Source organism: Mycobacterium sp. (assembly GCF_035570115.1).
Lineage (GTDB): Bacteria > Actinomycetota > Actinomycetes > Mycobacteriales > Mycobacteriaceae > Mycobacterium.
Window position 1 is genome coordinate 1 of record NZ_DATMLH010000264.1, and the last position, 19186, is coordinate 19186.

The 19186-nt window shown below is 66.4% G+C and carries 17 protein-coding genes; 8 read left to right on the plus strand and 9 right to left on the minus strand.

Annotated features, from left to right (window positions below; translation table 11 throughout):
* The 3 genes from gndA to VNW74_RS24925 form a co-directional block, all read right to left on the minus strand.
* Positions 1 to 1012, minus strand: a 1012-nt coding sequence (gene gndA, locus VNW74_RS24915; protein ID WP_325681805.1) for an NADP-dependent phosphogluconate dehydrogenase, incomplete at its 3' end; no start/stop codon positions are given.
* 75 nt (positions 1013 to 1087) lie between these two features.
* Positions 1088 to 2041: a M56 family metallopeptidase gene (locus VNW74_RS24920; RefSeq protein WP_325681807.1), complete on the minus strand. Its 954-nt coding sequence runs from the start codon at positions 2039 to 2041 to the stop codon at positions 1088 to 1090.
* A 14-nt stretch (positions 2042 to 2055) separates the two neighbouring features.
* Entirely contained in the window at positions 2056 to 2472 is a 417-nt protein-coding gene (locus VNW74_RS24925; RefSeq protein WP_325681809.1) for a BlaI/MecI/CopY family transcriptional regulator, read from the minus strand.
* 187 nt (positions 2473 to 2659) lie between these two features.
* Here VNW74_RS24925 and VNW74_RS24930 point away from each other — a divergent pair, with 187 nt between their 5' ends.
* Positions 2660 to 3466 carry an iron reductase gene (locus VNW74_RS24930; protein WP_325681811.1) on the plus strand — a complete coding sequence of 269 codons (807 nt, stop codon included), beginning with the start codon at positions 2660 to 2662 and terminating at the stop codon, positions 3464 to 3466.
* A 260-nt stretch (positions 3467 to 3726) separates the two neighbouring features.
* On the plus strand, positions 3727 to 4158 hold the full coding sequence (locus VNW74_RS24935) for a PaaI family thioesterase (protein WP_325681813.1): 432 nt from the start codon (positions 3727 to 3729) through the stop codon (positions 4156 to 4158).
* On the opposite strand, the gene VNW74_RS24940 is transcribed toward VNW74_RS24935, so the two are convergent.
* The 3 genes from VNW74_RS24940 to VNW74_RS24950 form a co-directional block, all read right to left on the minus strand.
* A complete protein-coding gene (locus VNW74_RS24940; RefSeq protein ID WP_325681815.1) occupies positions 4151 to 5533 on the minus strand; it encodes an NAD(P)/FAD-dependent oxidoreductase in 1383 nt (460 codons plus the stop codon). The genes VNW74_RS24935 and VNW74_RS24940 overlap by 8 nt on opposite strands.
* Positions 5534 to 5662: 129 nt before the next feature.
* The gene (locus tag VNW74_RS24945; protein WP_325681817.1) at positions 5663 to 6580 is read right to left on the minus strand and encodes an LLM class F420-dependent oxidoreductase; all 918 of its coding nucleotides are present in this window, start codon (positions 6578 to 6580) and stop codon (positions 5663 to 5665) included.
* Positions 6581 to 6655: 75 nt separating this feature from the next.
* The gene (locus tag VNW74_RS24950) at positions 6656 to 7327 is read right to left on the minus strand and encodes an SDR family oxidoreductase (RefSeq protein WP_325681819.1); all 672 of its coding nucleotides are present in this window, start codon (positions 7325 to 7327) and stop codon (positions 6656 to 6658) included.
* 326 nt (positions 7328 to 7653) lie between these two features.
* Between VNW74_RS24950 and modA the strand changes: the two genes are divergently transcribed.
* The 4 genes from modA to VNW74_RS24970 all read left to right on the plus strand — a co-directional run bounded on the left by modA (position 7654) and on the right by VNW74_RS24970 (position 11193).
* Positions 7654 to 8415, plus strand: coding sequence for a molybdate ABC transporter substrate-binding protein (gene modA / locus VNW74_RS24955; RefSeq protein WP_325681847.1), 762 nt, complete (start codon positions 7654 to 7656; stop codon positions 8413 to 8415).
* 185 nt (positions 8416 to 8600) lie between these two features.
* The gene (locus VNW74_RS24960) at positions 8601 to 9659 is read left to right on the plus strand and encodes an alanine and proline-rich secreted protein Apa (protein WP_325681821.1); all 1059 of its coding nucleotides are present in this window, start codon (positions 8601 to 8603) and stop codon (positions 9657 to 9659) included.
* Positions 9660 to 9844: 185 nt separating this feature from the next.
* Positions 9845 to 10126: a GlsB/YeaQ/YmgE family stress response membrane protein gene (locus tag VNW74_RS24965; RefSeq protein ID WP_325681823.1), complete on the plus strand. Its 282-nt coding sequence runs from the start codon at positions 9845 to 9847 to the stop codon at positions 10124 to 10126.
* Positions 10127 to 10161: 35 nt separating this feature from the next.
* Entirely contained in the window at positions 10162 to 11193 is a 1032-nt protein-coding gene (locus VNW74_RS24970; RefSeq protein ID WP_325681825.1) for a zinc-binding alcohol dehydrogenase family protein, read from the plus strand.
* Between the two features lie 7 nt (positions 11194 to 11200).
* On the opposite strand, the gene VNW74_RS24975 is transcribed toward VNW74_RS24970, so the two are convergent.
* Genes VNW74_RS24975 through VNW74_RS24985 form a run of 3 tightly spaced genes read right to left on the minus strand, consistent with a single transcriptional unit; the run spans position 11201 to position 15033 of the window.
* Complete coding sequence (locus VNW74_RS24975; RefSeq protein ID WP_325681827.1) at positions 11201 to 11962, minus strand: CPBP family intramembrane glutamic endopeptidase; 762 nt, start codon at positions 11960 to 11962, stop codon at positions 11201 to 11203.
* Positions 11955 to 12638, minus strand: coding sequence for an MOSC domain-containing protein (locus VNW74_RS24980; RefSeq protein WP_325681849.1), 684 nt, complete (start codon positions 12636 to 12638; stop codon positions 11955 to 11957). Before VNW74_RS24980 ends, VNW74_RS24975 begins: the two co-directional genes overlap by 8 nt.
* A 19-nt stretch (positions 12639 to 12657) precedes the next feature.
* Entirely contained in the window at positions 12658 to 15033 is a 2376-nt protein-coding gene (locus tag VNW74_RS24985; protein ID WP_325681829.1) for a phosphoketolase family protein, read from the minus strand.
* A 145-nt stretch (positions 15034 to 15178) separates the two neighbouring features.
* On the opposite strand from VNW74_RS24985, the gene VNW74_RS24990 reads away from it, so the two are divergent.
* Both VNW74_RS24990 and VNW74_RS24995 read left to right on the plus strand, forming a co-directional pair.
* Complete coding sequence (locus VNW74_RS24990) at positions 15179 to 17605, plus strand: CoA transferase (protein WP_325681851.1); 2427 nt, start codon at positions 15179 to 15181, stop codon at positions 17603 to 17605.
* 37 nt (positions 17606 to 17642) lie between these two features.
* A complete protein-coding gene (locus VNW74_RS24995; RefSeq protein ID WP_325681831.1) occupies positions 17643 to 19139 on the plus strand; it encodes an acetyl-CoA acetyltransferase in 1497 nt (498 codons plus the stop codon).
* Positions 19140 to 19186 lie beyond the last annotated feature (47 nt).

Here is a 19186-nt window from a genome sequence, read left to right on the forward strand (position 1 = left end):
ACGCGTAGAGGGCCTGCCGGACGTCCTCGGTGAATTGCTTTGCGTCCGTGGGCTTGTCGCCCAGGTCACCCGAGGCCAGCCCGGTGGTGGCCTTGCGCTGGGTCACCGAACCCGACAGCGCGCGGGCGAACACCGCCTCGGCGATACCGGTGACCGGCACACCGAGGTCCAGGGCCGACTTCACCGTCCAGCGGCCGGTGCCCTTCTGCTCGGCCTCGTCGAGGATGACGTCGACGAGCGACTTGCCGGTCTTGGCGTCGGTTTGGCGCAACACCTCGGCGGTGATCTCGATCAGGTAGCTGTCCAGGTCGCCCTTGTTCCACTCGGCGAAGACGTCGGCGATCTCGGGTGCGGTCTTGCCCAGTCCGTCGCGCAGCAGCTGGTAGGCCTCGCCGATCAGCTGCATGTCCGAGTACTCGATCCCGTTGTGCACCATCTTGACGAAGTGGCCGGCGCCGTCGGGGCCGATGTGGGTGCAGCACGGGACACCATCGACGTGCGCGGAGATCTCCTCCAGCAGCGGACCCAGCGACTTATAGGACTCGGCCGGGCCGCCCGGCATGATCGACGGCCCTTTCAGCGCACCTTCCTCGCCGCCGGAGATCCCGGCGCCGACGAAGTGCAGACCCCGCTCGCGCATCGCCTTCTCGCGACGAATGGTGTCGGTGTAAAGCGCATTGCCGCCGTCGATGATGATGTCGCCTTTTTCCATGGCGTCGGCGAGTTGCTCGATGACCGCGTCGGTAGGGTCACCGGCCTTGACCATGATGAGCACCCGGCGCGGCTTTTCCAGCGCGTGCAGGAATTCCTCGATGGTCTCCGACCGGACGAACTTGCCCTCGTCACCGTGCTCTTTGAGTAGGGCATCGGTCTTGGCGACGGACCGGTTGTGCAACGCCACGGTGTAGCCGTGGTGGGCGAAATTGCGGGCGAGGTTCGAGCCCATCACTGCCAAGCCGGTGACGCCAATTTGCGCAGTGCCGGCAGTGCCGTTCGATTCCGACGAGCTCATGTATTCGCCTCTCAGGGTCGTGACTTTCGGGCATTCAAAGTATCGCCAATGCACCGGGGTTGCCGCAGCCCCAGGTTAGCTGGCGGTGAACAACCGTTGCAGTTCAGTAAGCCACGGGATGGCCAGCGCGACGGTCGGCACTACGAGTATCGCCGCCGCGGCAAGGTAGGCGGCCGTCGACAACATCAGGCTGTTGCCGCGCCCGGAAAGCCGGCGCACCCGCAGCAGCGTGTGGGCACCGCCGGCCGCCAGCGCGCCCACCGGCGTCCGGCCCGACGCACAGGTCACCAGGGCGCGGGCCAGGGGAGCGCGGCCGGCCACCCGGACCGCGGCGTCGTCAGCCAGCAGTTCGGCCAGCAACTGCACCGCGTCCAAAGCGCTTGCGCTGCGGACAAACCGGGGAAACGCCGCGTGCGCAGCGGTGAACGCCTCGAGAACAAGGTCGTGGCGGGCGCGCAGATGGGCACGCTCGTGGCCCATGATCGCGGCAACCTCGGTCTCGGTCAGAGAGTCGAGCGTGCCTTCGCTGACCACCACCCGGCTGCGGACACCGGGCAGACAATAGGCCAGTGGCTGCGCCACCTCGAGGACACGCAGGTCACGCTCCCGGACGCAGGTCCGCGCAGAAACCGCGTCCGGTGCCACACCGAGCAGGTCGACCAGCATGCGGTGATGGGCGCGACGCCGGCGGGTGGTGACGGCCACCCGGACCACCGCCATCGCCAGCCGAGCACCCACCAACAGCGTGAGCGCTAAAACCGCGACATCGAGGGTCCACAGGGGCCAGCCGAGTCGGCCGATGTCAGCGACCGGGGTGGCCGTTGGCCGCCCGTCCGGGCCAGGGAGAAATAGCCGGCTGGCGATCGCGATCCCGGCGCTGAACGCCGAGAGCACCGCGGCCATCGCGATGGCCTGCCAGAGCACCATTGCTGCGCGCGGGGCACGCAATGGCCACTTTGCCCGCGACAGCACGCCGGGTACCGGGCCGACCAGCATCACCGCGAGAACGGTGAAGGCCAGCCCGGACACAGTGCAAGTCTCCCTCAGCCCCCGGGCAGAGCGCTACCAGGCAACGCGTCGCGATGACCGGACTCGAGTTCATCGAGTGCCCGCCGAAGCGCCTCGGCCTCGTCAGCGCCAACCCGTTCGACAAAATGCACCAGGGCCGCCTGCCGGCCTCCGGAGTCTGCGGCCTGATCCAGCGCATCGACCATCAGGCCGGCGACCAGCTCGTCGCGGCCGTGCACAGGTACGTACCGATGCGCGCGGTCGTCGCGGATTTGCGAGACCAAGTTCTTTTTGGCCAGCCGTTGCAGCACGGTCATCACCGTCGTATATGCCAAATCGCGTCGCTTGGACAGTGCTTCGTGCACCTGACGAACGGTCTGAGGTTGGGGAGCGGACCACAAATGGTCCATTACTGCACGTTCGAGATCCCCCAGACGCGTCAGCTTAGGCATATTCGTTCCATCTCCTGCGCAATCAGACCAGCTTACTCCGGCTTACTACCGACGGTCGTAACGCCTTATGTCTAGTAACGGTCTGATGCGGTGGTAAGTCCCGCGGCGCCGGTCCCGCCGGTGTGAGGGTCATCACAGTGTTCCCCTCTATTCTATGGTTAGGCTTACCTCACAAAGGGAGGTACCAGTGACGATTCTGATCGACGACCCGCTCATCGCGGCCATGGCGATTGACCGCATGCTGCCGCTCCACGAGTCCAGCCGCCGGCTTCGCGAGCTGTATCCGCAATGCCCACGGGTCTACGGTGTCGCGGTGCTGGCCGATGTGTCCGTACGGCGGTGGTGGCCGCTGGAGTCGGCGCTGCGCACCGATCGTCTGCGGGCGATGTTCGACGCCGCCGCTGGGGACATGGACTGTCGAAGCGCCGCGCGGCAGTTAGCGGCGACATTGGTCCACACCGTGATCGGGCGGGTCGTCGCGCTGGTGGTGCTGGAGGCACGGGCATGGGACACCGGCCTGGAGAACCTGTGGGTGCATGTCGACTCCGATGGCGTCATCGACTGGGCCGGAGTGGTTGACCCGACGGTGCGTGTGCTGCCCACCGACCCCTACTTCGCGGACGACGGCGATTGCCTCCGCGACGGGTTGGTCCGGCTGCCGAGCGAGGCGGCGTTGACCACCTGGGTCGCACACCGCTGTCACCGCACCCTGGAACCGTTGTTCGCCAAACTTCACGCGGTTAGCGGCGGCGCGATGTCGGTCGCGGCGATGTGGCACGTCGTCGGCTCGATGGTGGTGGCGGGCGCGACCCAGGTGCCGCAGCTGGCCGGCACCGACGAGCTGACCGCGATGCGTCGTGGTCAGGCGGTGCTCGACACGCTGGTGGGCTTCGGCCTGCCGGTACGCGGCCCGTCAGCGCCCCGTCCGCGAACACGAACCCCTTGCGAAATTAGGACAGCCTTGCCTATGCTGCTTGCATCGAGCGATAGATGACCGTGACGGCGTCCTGAGGGCTGCAGTGACCCCTGGTCTACTCGATCGGCGAGCCCCGTGCCTGGTGCACGGGGCTCGCCTGTATTCGGGATCGTTGGGTCTGCCTCAGTCCTTGGTGAAGCGGTACATCCGGTACGAGAGCCTCCCGCGCTGCAGTTCGCGGTACATCAGCGTGCCTGGCGCAGAGGCGAATGGTCTCGCAGTGCATTGGTATACCCGACAAAACCCACGTCTACCCCGGCCGTGTAGACACAAAGACTATGCAGCCATCGCCAAACTCAGCCGTCCCGCCGGGTTTCGAGGCGCCGTTCGACAACGAGATCGGGTTGGTATTCACCGAACTCACCCCGGACGGCGCGCGGGCACATCTCGAGGTCCAGCCCAAGTTGCTGCAGCCGATGGGCATCGTGCACGGCGGTGTCTACTGCTCGATGATCGAGAGCATGGCCAGCGTGGCCGCCTACACCTGGCTGAACGCGAACGGCAGCGGCGCCGTCGTCGGCGTCAACAACAACACCGACTTTCTGCGTGCGATCGGGAGCGGCGCGGTGTACGGCACCGCGACGCCGGTGCATCGCGGCCGCCGCCAACAACTGTGGCTCGTCACTATCACCGACTCCGACGACCGAGTCGTGGCCCGCGGTCAGGTGCGGCTGCAGAACCTGGAAGACGCCCCGGCAGGGCCTAGCTAGCTTTCGCCGCCTCGCCCTCGTGCGCCTCGGCGGCCAATACCGCCAGCTGCTCGAGACGGGTGCGGGCAAACGCTTGCTGCTCGGTGATGGTCAGCTGGCCGCGCCGACCACTCAAGAACGTCACCGTCCATGACAGCACGGTGGTGATCTTGTTCTTGAATCCGATCAGGTACACCAGGTGCAGCAACAGCCACGCGAACCAGCCGATTAGGCCGCCGAATTCGAGCGGGCCGATCTTGACGACCGCGTAAAACCGCGATACCGCCGCCATCGAGCCTTTGTCGAAGTACTGGAAGGGCTCCCGCTCGGCCGGGTTGGCGCCGGCGAGTTCGGCTTTGATCGTGGTCGCCGCATACTTGCCTCCCTGGATCGCGCCCTGAGCGACCCCGGGCACGCCCTCGACGGCGGCCATGTCACCGATGGCGAAGACGTTCGGATAGCCGGGGACCGACAGGTCGGGCAACACCTTGACTCGGCCCGAGCGGTCGAGTTCTACCCCTGATTGACGGGCCAGATCCCGGCCCAACGGGCTGGCCGACACCCCGGCCGACCACACCTTGCAGGCGGACTCGATGCGCCGTTCGGTGCCGTCGGAGTCCTTGACCGTGATGCCGTCCCGGTCGACGTCGGTCACCATCGCTCCGAGCTGGATCTCGACGCCCATCTTCTCCAGCCGCGCGGCCGCCTTCTTGCCGAGGTTCTCACCCATCGACGGCAGCACCGCGGGGGCCGCGTCCAGCAAGATCACCCGGGCCTTGGTCGAATCGATGTGTCGGAACGCACCTTTCAACGTGAAGTCGGCGAGTTCGGCGATCTGCCCGGCCATCTCGACACCGGTGGGTCCGGCCCCGACGACGGTGAAAGTGAGCAGCTTCTGCCGCCGCTCCGGGTCGTTGGACCGTTCGGCCGCTTCGAATGCGCTCAGGATGCGTCCACGTAGTTCCAGCGCGTCGTCGATGGACTTCATGCCGGGCGCGAATTCGGCGAATTGGTCGTTGCCGAAGTAGGACTGGCCCGCGCCGGCGGCGATGATCAGGCTGTCGTAGGGGGTCTCATAGATGTGGCCGAGCAACTCCGAGACGATGAACTTGCCGACCAGATCGATGTGCGTGACGTCGCCCAGCAGGACCTGGACGTTGGGTTGGTGGCGCAGGACTACGCGGCTTGGGGGAGCGATCGCTCCTTCAGCGACGATGCCGGTCGCGACCTGGTACAGCATCGGCTGAAAGAGGTGATGGGTGGTGCGGGCGATCAACTTGATGTCGACATCGGCCCTTTTGAGCTTCTTGACCGCGTTCAGCCCGCCGAATCCGGATCCGATAACCACGACCTGGTGTCGACGATTGGTCACCGTGTTTTCGGGTTGGGCGCTCATGGTTTGGTTGCTCCTCGATGGCGACTGCGTTGACTACTACGTTAGTCACGCGGACCTGCCACTATCGAGTTCGAACCCTGTGATCACCCCCACCCGCGGGGTCGAACGTGACGCACCTCGCCGGGCTGGTCAGAGACCGACCAGCGGGCGCAGCGCCTCAGCGGCCGCGGTGACCGCGCCGGGTGTGTAAAAGGGCATGTTGATGATCACGCCGTCGATTCCGGCGTCGAGCACCTTGGCCTGCACCTGCTCGGCGATCAATTCAGCGCCTCCGGCCAGCATGCGCTGGCTCATCTCCGCCGGGATCTGGTCCTGCTTGGCGTTTTCGTCAAGCAGGACGGTCAGCAGGATGCTGGTCTCCAGCGTCGCGGGGTCGCGGCCGATCTCTTCGCAGCGCTCCCGTACAACTTTGACCTTGCCCGGCAGTTCGTCGAATCCGGCGATCACGTTGAGGTGGTCGAAGTGCCGAGCGGCCAGCGGGATTGTCTTCTTTTCGCCGCTGCCGCCGATCATCAGCGGAATGTGATCGCGGTAGCGCGGGTTGGCCAACGCATTTTCGGCGCGGTACCACTTGCCGGAGAAGGTGGGTCGGTCACCTTTGATCATCGGCAGAATGATCTCCAGCGCCTCGTCAAGCCGGTTGAACCGATCGGTGAAAGTGCCGAATTCGTAGCCCAGCTCGTCGTGTTCGAGCTCGAACCAGCCCGTGCCGATGCCCAGGATCGCCCGCCCCGCGCTGATCACGTCGAGGGTGGTGATGATCTTGGCCAGCAACGTTGGATTGCGGTAGCTGTTGCCGGTCACCAGCGTGCCGAGCTGCACTCTCTCGGTGGCGGTCGCCAGTGCGCCGAGGGCGGTGTAGGCCTCGAGCATCGGCTGGTCGGGAGAGCCCAGCATGGGCAGTTGGTAGAAGTGGTCCATCACGAAAACCGAGTCGAATCCCGCAGATTCGGCTTCGCGCGCTTGCGCGAGGACGGTCGGGAAGAGCTGTTCGACGCCAGTGCCGTAAGAAAAGTTGGGAATTTGCAAGCCAAGTCGGATAGTCACTCGATCTACCCTAATGACCGTCCGCCGGCGGTGGAGGTCCCCAACTGATTTGTTCGCCCTGGGCGAACCGCCAGGCTAGGCGAATTGCGTCAGCGCACCATGGCTGACGTGCAATAGCTGTCCGGTGATATGGCGGGCAGCGGGGCTGGTGAGGAACAGCGTCAACCGCGTCACCTCGTCGGCAACCGCGGGCGGCGTGCTGGATAGCCCGTCGTAACCAGGCTGCGTGCCCCGCCCGACCGCGACCGCGTTGACGGTGATACCGCGGGTGCCGAAGACCCCAGCCTGGCCGGCGACCCAGTTCGACAGCGCGGCTTTGACCGCGGCCTCGGCGCTACCTGCGCGCGGGTTCTCCGGCACGACGCTGATGATTGAACCACCAGAGCGCAGGTGATCACCCACGGTCTGGACGGTCAGTACCGCCGATAACACGGTGGCGTCCAGCGAGTTGCGCCACGCGGCGGCCAGATCCGGCAGCGAGTACGCGCGTGGGTCACCGGGGTTCCAGCGCGGCGCGGGGATGTTGACGATGGTGTCCAGGTGAGTCGGGAACAGCGCGCGAACCTCCGCGAGGCTGGCGGGGTCGGTGTTGTCGCAGACGATTGCGTCCGCCTCGAGCTCCTTGGCGGCCACTTCGAGATCGTCTCGACGTGCCCCGGCCAGGGTGATCGTGTGGCCGGCGTCGCGGAACCCTTCAGCAACAACACGCCCCAGTTCGGTATCGCCCCCGGTGACCAGCACCTCCACGCCATGACCTCCTCGTATTCAACACTGAACCTAGGTGACGACCACCTACAGGAACCGCGGCTTCCGCCTGGAGCAACGGTCGTCCGATGCTTCGATGGTGGCATACCGCAACACCGTTCCCTGGGATTTCAGGGTGTGTATGGCGTCAATCTTGGTACATGTTACTGGACGGTAGCTAAAGATGAAACTCTGAATCCGGCACGACGCGGTCACCGTTTGGACAACGGTTGGCACCATGTCACTACGGCTGAGAAACTGAGCGGGTGCTCCCACGGCGGCCGGGCCTGCTCAAGCACCGGGCCCGGATCTGGGTCACTTCCGGGGTTATGTCGCTCGTGCTGGTGACAAATCTGTCTGCGTGTGACCCGAAGACACCGTCGGCGTCGCACCCGTCGTCGCCGGGCCAATCGTCGGCCCAGTCGCTTGTGGTGTTCGCCGCCGCGCCGCTGAAGGCGACATTCACCTTGCTCGCCGGAAAGTTCCAGGCCGACAATCCCGGCGCCGGCGTGAATCTCGACTTCGCGGGCTCCTCGGACCTGGCGACCCAGTTGACCTCGGGCGCCACCGCCGACATTTTCGCCTCGACCGACAGCGCCCAAATGGACACGGTGGCCAAGGCGGGCCTGACTGAGACCGATCCGGTTAATTTCGCGTCCGACACATTGGTGATCGTTACGCCGCCCGGCAACCCCAAGCAGATCCACTCGTTCGCCGATCTCGGCAAACCCGGGCCCCATGTAGTGGTGTGCGGAGAGCCCGCGCCCTGCGGGGCGGCGACCCAGCGCATCGAGAACAACACCGGGGTACACCTCAATCCGGTCAGCGAAGAACCGGCCGTTTCCGATGTCCTGACGAAGGTCACCAACGGCGAGGCTGACGCCGGGTTGGTCTATGCCACCGAGGCGCGCAATGCCGGCAACAAAGTGACCACGGTCAAGTTCGCCGAGTCGGCCGGCGCAGCCGACGTATATCCCATCGCCGTCCTCAAACATGCGTCTCAGCCCGCGCTGGCACAGAAGTTCATCGACCTGGTGACTGGGACAACGGGCCAAAAGGTGCTCAACCAGGCCGGTTTCGGCGGGCCCTGACGCCGAGACGCGCCCGGCGGCGATCGGGATGGCACTCCGTCGCCGCAGCCAGGACCGTTCGCCGACTCGGCTTCGTTGATCTGCGCTGATGCGCCGCGTTCCGCCCCCGTAATCGGCGACAAATCAATAACAGAGTCAGCACAACGACCTTGCCCCACGGGGGTAACACGGTAGATTTTTTGCTCATGGACGAGGTGGACGCACACTCGACACGGCCCAAAAGCCGCTGGACGACGCTGGCGGTCGCCGCGATAAGCGGCGCCGGAGCCATCGCGCTCGCGCTGCCGGCCACCACAGCGAGCGCCGACCCGGTGCCGCCGCCGGGAACCACCACCGCGGCGCCGCCACCGCCCAACGGCCCAGCAGATGCGGCACCCGGCCCGGCCGGTCCTCCTGCGGCACCTCCGCCCGCCGATCCGGTCGCCGCGCCACCCGGATCCGGTCCCAACGCACCCGCGCCGCCGGCAGTCGACCCGAACGCGCCCCAACCTGCGCGCATCGACAACCCGGTCGGCGGATTCAGCTACGTCATTCCGGCCGGCTGGGTGGAATCGGACGCCACCCACCTTGACTACGGCTCGGCCCTGCTCAGCAAGCAGACCGGGCCGCCCGCCGGGGGCCAGCCGCCACCGGTCGCCAACGACACCCGCGTTGTGCTCGGCAAGTTGGACCAGAAGCTGTATGCCAGCGCTGAACCCGACAACACCAAGGCCGCGACCCGGCTGGCGTCCGACATGGGCGAGTTCTTCATGCCGTATCCCGGCACCCGGATCAACCAAGCGACCGCGCCGCTGAGCACCACCGGCATGTCGGGGGGTGCGTCGTACTACGAGGTCAAATTCAGCGACGCCACCAAGCCCAACGGACAGATCTGGGCGGGCGTGATCGGTCCGTCCGGGCCGAACGCACCGCAGGGGTCGGCCAATCAGCGCTGGTTCGTGGTGTGGCTGGGGACTGCGAACGATCCGGTAGACGTTAACGGGGCGAAGGCTCTGGCCGAGTCGGTTCGCCCAGAGGCGCCCCCTCCGCCGGCTCCGGCCCCCGCCCCGGCAGCTCCCGGCCCGGCCCCGAACGCGCCGGCTCCGGCACCAGCCCCGAACGCACCGGCTCCGGCTCCGGCCCCCGCCCCGGCAGCTCCCGGCCCGGCCCCGAACGCGCCGGCACCACCACCACCGCCGCCGCCAGCTGGACAGCCCGCCCGCGATAACGGCCCGGCGGCGGCTCCGGGCGCGGTATCGACCTGACCGTGCAGCCGTAGGCGCACCGCGTGCCGGTGTCTTCGCCGCTACTAGCGCACAATTGGGTTTGCTTTAACCCGATCATGGCCAAGCCAAGCCGTAAGTCGTTACGCTGACGCGGTACACCGTGGCTGCAGCACGCTTAACCTCCTGCGGTCCCGCCCGCCAGTCAATATTCGAAGGAGCTGGTTGTGGTCTTGCACATCATCTGGATGATCGTTCTCGGTCTCGTCGTCGGCTTGGTCGCGCGACTTATCGTGCCTGGTAAGCAGCCGCTGGGCGTGATTGCAACAGCGTTGCTGGGCATCGTGGGAGCCTATGTCGGGGGCACGCTGGGCAGCGTGGTCTTCGCACCGCATCAGTTCACGATTACCCCTCCGATCAAGCATTCTTTCTTAGGCGCGCTGGTCGGCGCGGTGATCCTGCTGTTGATCTACCAGCTCGTCAGGACACGTACCACGAGAAGGGGCTAACCTGTTGCGGCCGTGGCGATTAACGGCATGCTGTATTGATGACCCCAGCGACGACCACCACGACGATGAGCGCGTGGCGGGTGCGTCGGCCCGGCCCGATGGACACCGATCCACTGGAATGGGTCAGCACCCAGGTGCCGCGGCCCGGGGCGTCGGAGTTGCTGGTCGCCGTTCGGGCATGCGGGGTGTGCCGCACTGACCTGCACGTCACCGAGGGCGACCTTCCGGTGCACCGGAAGAATGTGACGCCCGGACACGAGGTGGTCGGGGAAGTCGTCCAGGTCGGCGCCGAAGCCGGCGACGAGTTCAGCGTCGGTGACCGGGTGGGGATCGCCTGGCTGCGACACACCTGCGGAGTCTGCAAGTACTGTCGACGCGGCGACGAGAACCTGTGCCCGAAATCCCGCTACACCGGGTGGGACGCCGACGGCGGCTACGCCGAATTCGCCACCGTTCCTGCGGCTTTCGCCCACCATCTGCCGGACGGCTACAGCGACAGCGAACTCGCACCGCTGCTGTGCGCCGGCATCATCGGCTACCGGTCGCTGCTGCGCGCCGCACTACCGCCCGACGGCCGGCTGGGCCTGTACGGGTTCGGCGGCAGCGCCCACATCACCGCACAGGTCGCGCTGGCGCAGGGCGCCGAAGTGCACGTGATGACACGCGGCGCCGCCGCCCGAGAACTGGCGCTCGAGCTGGGTGCGGCGTCGGCCCAAGGCGCCGCGGACCCGCCACCGGTGCGCCTGGACGCCGCGATCCTGTTCGCCCCGGTCGGCGATCTGGTGCTGCCCGCGTTAGAGGCGCTGGACCGCGGCGGCACGTTGGCGGTCGCCGGGATCCACCTGAGCGACATTCCGGTGCTCAACTACCAGCGTCACCTTTTCCAGGAGCGCCAGCTGCGCTCGGTGACGTCGAACACCCGCGCCGACGCGCGGGCCTTCCTTGACTTCGCAGCCGAGCATCACATCAAGGTGACCACGCCGGAATATCCACTGAGTCGAGCTGATCGGGCGTTGTCCGATCTCAGCGCCGGCCGCATCGCCGGCGCCGCCGTTCTGCTGGTGTGAAGGCCGCTCAGCTGGACAGATGCCAGACCAGCGCGGCGGCCAGGGCCCCCAACCCATTCAGCGACCAATGTAAGGCGATCGGCGCGATCAGGCTACCGCTGCGTCGGCGCAGCCAGCTGAACACGAAACCGGCCACCGCGGTCGCGGTCACCGCCAGCGTCACGCCGGCCAGCATGCCCAGGACTCCGCCGCCGAACAGCCGGGTGAAGCCGACGTTGCTGCTCGTCAGCCCCAACGACGTCGCGATATGCCAGAGACCGAACATCAGCGAACCCGCCAGCGCGACACCGCGGAACCCCCACGCCCGGTTCAGTGCGCCGTGCAGCACACCGCGAAACGCCAGCTCCTCCGGGATTACGGTTTGCAACGGAATGATGATCATCGAGGCAACCAGTGCGCCCGAGATAGTCGCGTAGTGGTTGTTCATGAACATCGTCCGGGTCAGCGGCAACACCACGCCGACCGCGATCACCATCACCACCAACGCCATCGCGGCGAGCGCGTAGGCAACACCGGACTTCCAATGGTCACGTCCCAGCCCGAGCTCGGCCCAGCCCAGACCGTTGAACCGCAACAACGCCACCAGCCCGACCGCCGCTGCCGGTACCGTCGCAACACTCGCCCACGGCGTGGTGAAGTGCGCGACGAGGTTGGTGAGCACCAGCACGACGATGACGACGGCGACGTCGACCTGGATCCGGAACCGGTGCAGCGCCGAAAGCTGCGACACCACCGGATGGGTGTCCGCGGCAACGGTCGCGTCAAGCATTGGGCAAGTTTACCCGCGCACCGCTGGCGACCCGCTTACGCGCATAGTCGCTGAGCTCTGCGGGGAGCGCATCTGCCACCAAAAGCTGGGGAAGCAGTTCTGGTTCAGACATTCGGGCGCGAAAGACCAACCCGATGGTCACGTCGTGATCGGGGCGGTGATCGATGGCGATCGCGTCGCCCGCGCGCACCGCTCCGGGCGAGATCACCCGGAAGTAGGCACCGGGTTTGCCCGCGTGGACAAAGGTTTTGATCCAGTGGTTCAAATTCAGGAAGGCCTGGAACGTCCGGCACGGCGTTCGGGGCGCGGAGACTTCCAGCACCAAGCCGTCGGTGCCGATGCGCCAGCGTTCACCGATCCGCGCCCCAGTGACATCGATGCCCGAGGTGGTCAGATTCTCGCCGAATATTCCGTTGGCGAGTTTCTGCTGGAGTTGAACCTCCCATGCGTCAAGGTCTTCTCGCGCATACGCGTACACGGCTTGGTCGTCACCGCCGTGCAGTTTGTGGTTACCGATGGTGTCGCCGACCAGCCCGCTGCCGACACCACCATCCATTGGTCCTGGTGCCCGCACCACGACCGCCTCGGTTGCCGGCACTTTGTCGATGCCTGTCAGCTTCGACTGCGCGCGTGGATCAGGATTCGTTCGGACACGAGCCAGGTTGACCGACAGCACAGTCGCCACCCGCACCAGCTTACTTATTCGGCCCCCATGTCCAGCCGCTAATCTTCGGGTCGTCCTCACCGTGCTCGCGGGTGTAGCGGCGCGCCGCCAGCCGGGCATCCGCCATCCGCTGACGCAGCAGCGCGGCTGGTCCGGCCAGCCCATCCACCCGGTCGATGACATCCATCACCAAGTGGAAGCGGTCCAGGTCGTTGAGCATCACCATGTCGAACGGCGTCGTGGTGGTCCCGCGCTCCTTGAACCCGCGTACATGGAAGTGATGGTGATTGGCACGGCTATAGGTGAGCCGGTGGATCAGCCACGGATAACCGTGGTAGGCGAAGATGACCGGCTTGTCGATGGTGAACAACGCATCGAATTCGTTGTCGGGCAAGCCATGCGGATGCTCAGCGGCCGGCTGCAGCCGCATGATGTCGACGACGTTGATCACCCGCACGGCCAGGTCGGGCAGTTCACGCCGCAAGATATCGGCGGCAGCCAGCGTCTCTAGCGTCGGAACGTCGCCGGCGCAGGCCAGCACCACGTCGGGCTCGCCGGCCGCGGTGCTCGCCCACTGCCAGATGCCCAGGCCGCGGGTGCAGTGGTCGATAGCAGACTCCATGTCGAGATAGGCCAGCGCCGGCTGTTTACCGGCGACGATGACGTTGACGTAGTTGCGGCTGCGCAGGCAGTGGTCGGCCACTGAGAGCAGCGTGTTGCCGTCCGGCGGCAGGTACACCCGCACCACCTCGGCGCGTTTGTTCGCGACCAGGTCGATGAACCCGGGATCCTGATGTGATGCGCCGTTGTGGTCTTGGCGCCACACATGGGAGCTGAGCAGGTAGTTCAGCGACCCGATCGGCTGCCGCCACGGCAGTTCGCGGCTGGTGGACAACCATTTCGCGTGCTGATTGAACATCGAGTCGACGATGTGCACGAACGCCTCGTAGCAGTTGAACAGCCCATGCCGGCCGGTCAGCAGATAGCCCTCCAGCCAGCCTTGGCAAAGGTGCTCGGAGAGCACCTCCATCACCCGGCCGTCCGGGGAGAGGTGGTCATCATCGGGCATGGTTTCCGACAGCCACACCTTGTTGGTCGCTTCATAGACCGCGTCCAAGCGGTTGGAGGCGGTCTCGTCGGGGCCCATCAGCCGGAACCGGTCGCGGTTGCGGGCGATCACGTCCCGCAGGAACGTGCCCAGCACCCGGGTGGCCTCATGGGTCGTCGCGGCGGGCTGCGAGACGGTGACGGCGTAGTCGCGAAAATCCGGCAAGTCCAGGTCATGCAGTAGCAGGCCGCCGTTGGCGTGCGGGTTGGCGCTCATCCGGCGATCGCCGCCGGGCGCCAGTGCCCGTAGCTCCGCGCGCAGCCGACCGTCGTCGTCGAACAACTCCTCGGGATGGTAACTGCGCAGCCACTTTTCGAGTTGCGTGCGGTGGGTGGGGTTATCCCGGGTCTCGGCGAGCGGGACCTGGTGTGCCCGCCAGGTGCCCTCCACCCGTTTGCCGTCAACCTCACGGGGTCCGGTCCAACCCTTGGGGGTGCGCAGCACGATCATCGGCCACACCGGCCGCTCGGTGTTCCCACCGTTGCGGGCATCCCGCTGAATCGCCGCGATTTCATCGAAGGCCTCGTCGAGGGCGGCGGCCAGCTGCTGATGCACGTTGGCGGGATCGTCTCCGGCGACGGTGATGGGCCGGTAGCCGTAGCCACGTAGCAGCAACTCCAGCTCGTTGGTCGGGATGCGGGCCAGCACGGTCGGGTTGGCGATCTTGTAACCGTTGAGATGCAGGACGGGCAGCACCGCGCCGTCGCTGACCGGGTTGAGGAACTTGTTGGAGTGCCAGCTGGCGGCCAGCGGCCCGGTTTCGGCCTCGCCGTCGCCGACGACACAGGCGACCACCAGGTCGGGATTGTCGAACGCAGCGCCGTAGGCGTGCACCAGGGCGTACCCGAGCTCGCCGCCTTCATGGATCGAGCCCGGCGTCTGGGCAGCCACGTGGCTGGGGATACCGCCAGGAAATGAGAACTGCCGGAACAGCTTCCGTAATCCGTCGGTGTCTTCTTCGATGCCGGTATACACCTCGCTGTAGGTGCCCTCCAGGTAGGCGTTGGCGACCAACCCGGGGCCGCCGTGACCGGGTCCGGTGACAAAGACGACGTTGGCATCGCGGTTGCGGATAACCCGGTTCAGATGCGCGTACAGCAGATTGAGCCCCGGGGTGGTGCCCCAGTGCCCCAGCAGCCGCGGTTTGATGTGCTCAGGCGCCAGCGGCTCTCGTAGGAGTGGATTGTCCAGCAGATAGATCTGGCCGACCGACAGGTAGTTGGCCGCGCGCCAGTAGGCGTGGATCCCGGCGAGTTCGTCATCGGAAAGTTTCGTAGGCGCGACGGTTTCTGAGCTCATCCGCCCGATTGTCCGCAAACTCGGTGAACAGCACACCACCCAGAGGTAGGCGGATGGGGATAGGCCGCCCACTACGCTGGCCGACGTGGACGTGGTCGACAGCGGATCCGATGGCGGCGACCCGCTGCACTCGACGACGCCGAGTTTGCGATCGCCGCGATCCCTACTGGCAGCACTGCGAGTCCTCGACCTGTCCGGCGACGACGGCGACGCGGTCAGCCGCCTGCTCGCCGACTTGGGCGCCGATGTGTTGAAGGTGGAACCGCCGGGCGGGAGCCCGTCGCGGACCCGGCCGCCGACGCTGCGCGGCACCAGTCTGCGCTTCGCGCTGCACAACGCCAACAAGCGCAGCACGGTGCTCGACCCGTCTCAGCCGAACGACCGAGCCCGATTGGTCGAGCTTGCCGGTAGCGCCGACATCGTCGTCGACAGCGGGAATCCCGGTCAGGCCGCAGCCTACGGAACGTCGTGCGCCGACCTGGCCGATCGGTTTCCGCAGCTGGTAGCCCTGTCCGTCACCGACTTCGGCGTAACCGGACCGCGGTCGTCCTGGCGGGCCACCGATCCGGTGCTCTATGCGCTTTCGGGGGCGTTGTCCCGGTCGGGTCCCACCACGGGAACACCGGTCTTACCGCCGGCGGGTATCGCCTCGGCCACCGCCGCCGTTCAAGCCGCGTGGGCCACGCTGGTCGCGTACTACAACCGGTTGCGTTGTGGCAGAGGAGATTACATCGATTTCGCTCGGTTCGACGCCGTTGTGATGGCGCTCGACCCGACGTTCGGGGCGCACGGGCAGTCCGCCGCGGGTATCCGCCGACCAGATCGGTGGCGTGGACGCCCGAAAAACCAGGACGCCTACCCGATCTATGCGTGCAAGGACGGCTACGCGCGAATCTGTGTGATGTCGCCGCGACAGTGGCGCGGGCTGCGCCGCTGGATAGGGGAGCCGGAGGAATTCCAGGACCCCAAGTACGACGCGGTCGCCGCGCGCTTCGCCGACTGGCCGCAGATCGGCAGGCTGGTCCAGCGATTGTTCGCCGGACAGACGATGAAAGAGCTGGTATCCGCCGGGCAGGCGCACGGCGTGCCGATCGCCGCCGTGCTCTCTCCGGCGCAAATCTTGGCGTCGGATCATTTTCAGGAAGTGGGTGCCATCGCCGACGCCGAACTGGTCCCCGGGGTGCATGCACGCATCCCGGTCGGCTATTTCGCCGTCGACGGCCGGCGCAGCGGTTTCCGCCGACCGACTCCGCCCGCCGGCCGCGACGAAGCCCGGTGGCGCGCCGGCCCGGCGGCCACCATCTCACCGCGAAATATCAGCCGTCCGTTCGACGGGCTGCGGATCATCGACCTCGGCGTCATCGTCGCCGGCGGCGAACTCAGCCGCTTCTTCGGTGATCTGGGCGCCGAGGTCATCAAGGTCGAGAGTGCGGCCTATCCCGACGGATTGCGACAGGCACGGGTCGGCGAAGCCATGAGCGAGTCGTTCGCCTGGACGCATCGCAACAAGCTGGCGTTCGGCGTGGACCTCCGCAGCGCCCAGGGCAAACAGATCTTCGGCCGTCTGGTCGCCGACGCCGACGCGGTATTCGCCAACTTCAAGCCGGGAACCCTTGCTGCCCTCGACTTTCCGTACGAGACGCTGCACGCCCTGAACCGCCGGGTGGTGCTCGCGGAAAGCAGTGCCTTCGGCGACACCGGACCGTGGAGCGAACGGATGGGTTACGGACCGCTGGTGCGCGCCACCGCAGGCGTTTCCAAGCTCTGGACATCCCACGACGATCAAGACGCTCAACCGGATCGGCCGGGCCAGCCCGCCAGCGGCTCCCGGCACCGGTTCTACGACGCCACCACGATCTTTCCCGACCATGTAGTCGGGCGCATCACCGCGATCGGTGCGCTGGCTGCGCTGATCCACGGCGAGCGGACCGGCGAGGGCGCCCGGGTCCATGTCTCCCAAACCGAGGCCGTCGTCAACCAACTCGACGTCGGGTATGTCACCGAGGCCGTACGGGCGGCCGGCCACGCCGATTTGCGAGACGACACCAGCCTGCACGACGTCTACCCATGCGCAGGCGATGACGAATGGTGCGTCATCTCGATCCGCACCGACGCTGATTGGCGATCGGCGACAGCGGTTTTCGGGTTGCCCGAACTGGCTGGTGATGAGCGGTTCGCGACTGGCGAGGCGAGGATTGCTCACCGGCACGAGTTACTCGCGCAGGTGTCGGCGTGGACCCGCACCCGACCACCGTTGCAGATCGCCGAGGCTCTGCAATCGGCCGGCGTTCCGGCCGGCCAGATGAACCGTCCGCCGGATGTCCTCGAAGACCCACAGCTGCGTGCGCGAAAGCTGTTCGCCGACATGACGCATCCACTGTTCGATCATCCGCTGCCGGCCGAAACTGGCCCGGCACCGTTTCGCCACATTCCGCCGGCCCCACAACGACCGGCGCCGCTGCCCGGCCAGGACACCCGCGAGATCTGTCACAAGATCCTCGGGATGGGCAGTGAAGAAACCGAGCGGTTGCTCAACGACGGCGTGCTGTTCGCCTCCACCGACACCGCCTAGCATTCCCCTCGGCCCACATCGCGGAAGGTCTTCGTCAATGCCCGTTAACCCCCGGACGCCGGTGCTGGTCGGTTATGGCCAGCTCAATCACCATGCGGACGCGGCCACTGAGCAAAACGCGGAAGAACCCGTCGATCTGATGGTCACGGCCGCACGCCGAGCCGCCGACGCCTCGCTGCTCGAGGCCGTGGACGCCATCCGCGTGGTCAACGTGTTGTCGGCGCACTACCGCGACCCCGGGCTATTACTGGGCCAACGCATCGGCGCCGACCGTCCGGCCACCCGCTATAGCGGGGTGGGCGGCAACGTGCCGCAGTCCCTGGTCAACGAGGCCTGCCTGGACATCCAACAGGGGCGTGCGGACGTGGTGTTGGTGGCCGGCGCGGAAATGTGGCGCACCAGGATGCAGTTGCGCGCCAAAGGCAAACGCCTGACCTGGACCAATCAGGATGAGTCGGTTCCGCTTGCCGAGGTTAGTGGCGAGAACGTGCCGATGGCCGGGCCGGCCGAGGAGCGCATTGGGCTGGACCGCCCGGCCTACGTCTATCCGATGTTCGAGCAGGCGCTGCGGATCAGCACCGGCGAGTCGATCGAGGATCACCGCAAGCGCGTCGGCGAGCTATGGGCGCGATTCAATGCGGTGGCCGTGCACAATCCGCATGCCTGGATCCGTAAACCAGTTGCGGCCAAAGAGATTTGCGAAGAAGACCCAGCGAACCGAATGATCAGCTGGCCGTATACCAAGTTGATGAACTCCAACAACATGGTCGACCAGTCCGCCGCCCTGATCCTGACATCGGTCGAGACCGCGACCCGCCTGCGGATCCCAACCGAACGCTGGGTCTACCCGTATGCGGGCACCGATGCCCACGACACCTACGCCATCAGTGAGCGCGCCGAACTCTACCGGTCGCCGGCCATCCGGATCGCCGGTGCGCGCGCGCTGTCACTGGCCGGTGTGGGCATCGACGACGTGGACTACGTCGACCTTTACTCCTGTTTTCCGTCCGCTGTGCAGGTCGCGGCGGCCGAACTCGGGCTGCCGGTTGACGATCCGGATCGGCCGCTGACCGTGACCGGAGGGCTGACATTCGCCGGCGGTCCGTGGAACAACTACGTGTCACACTCGATCGCGACGATGGCCGAACTGCTCACCGCCAACCCGGGGCGGCGCGGCTTGATCACCGCCAATGGCGGTTACCTGACCAAGCACAGCTTCGGCGTCTACGGCACCGAACCACCGCTGGCCGAGTTCCGTTGGGAAGACACGCAATCCGAAGTCGACCGCGAGCCCATCCGGACTGCGGCGGTGGAATGGGAAGGTGTCGGTACCGTCGAATCCTGGACGACGCCGTTTGACCGTGACGGCCGGCCGGAAAAGGCGTTCCTTGCGGTTCGCACCCCCGACGACCGCCGCACCCTGGCCCTGATATCCGATCCCGTGGCGGCCGCGGCGACGGTGCGTGACGACGGGGTTGACCTGGCTGGCGCCAAAGTTGCGATCCACCCGGACGGTACCGCCACCCTCACGTAACGATCACAAGTTAGCTGAAAGCTTCCTGGGAACCGGTCCACAAGCTT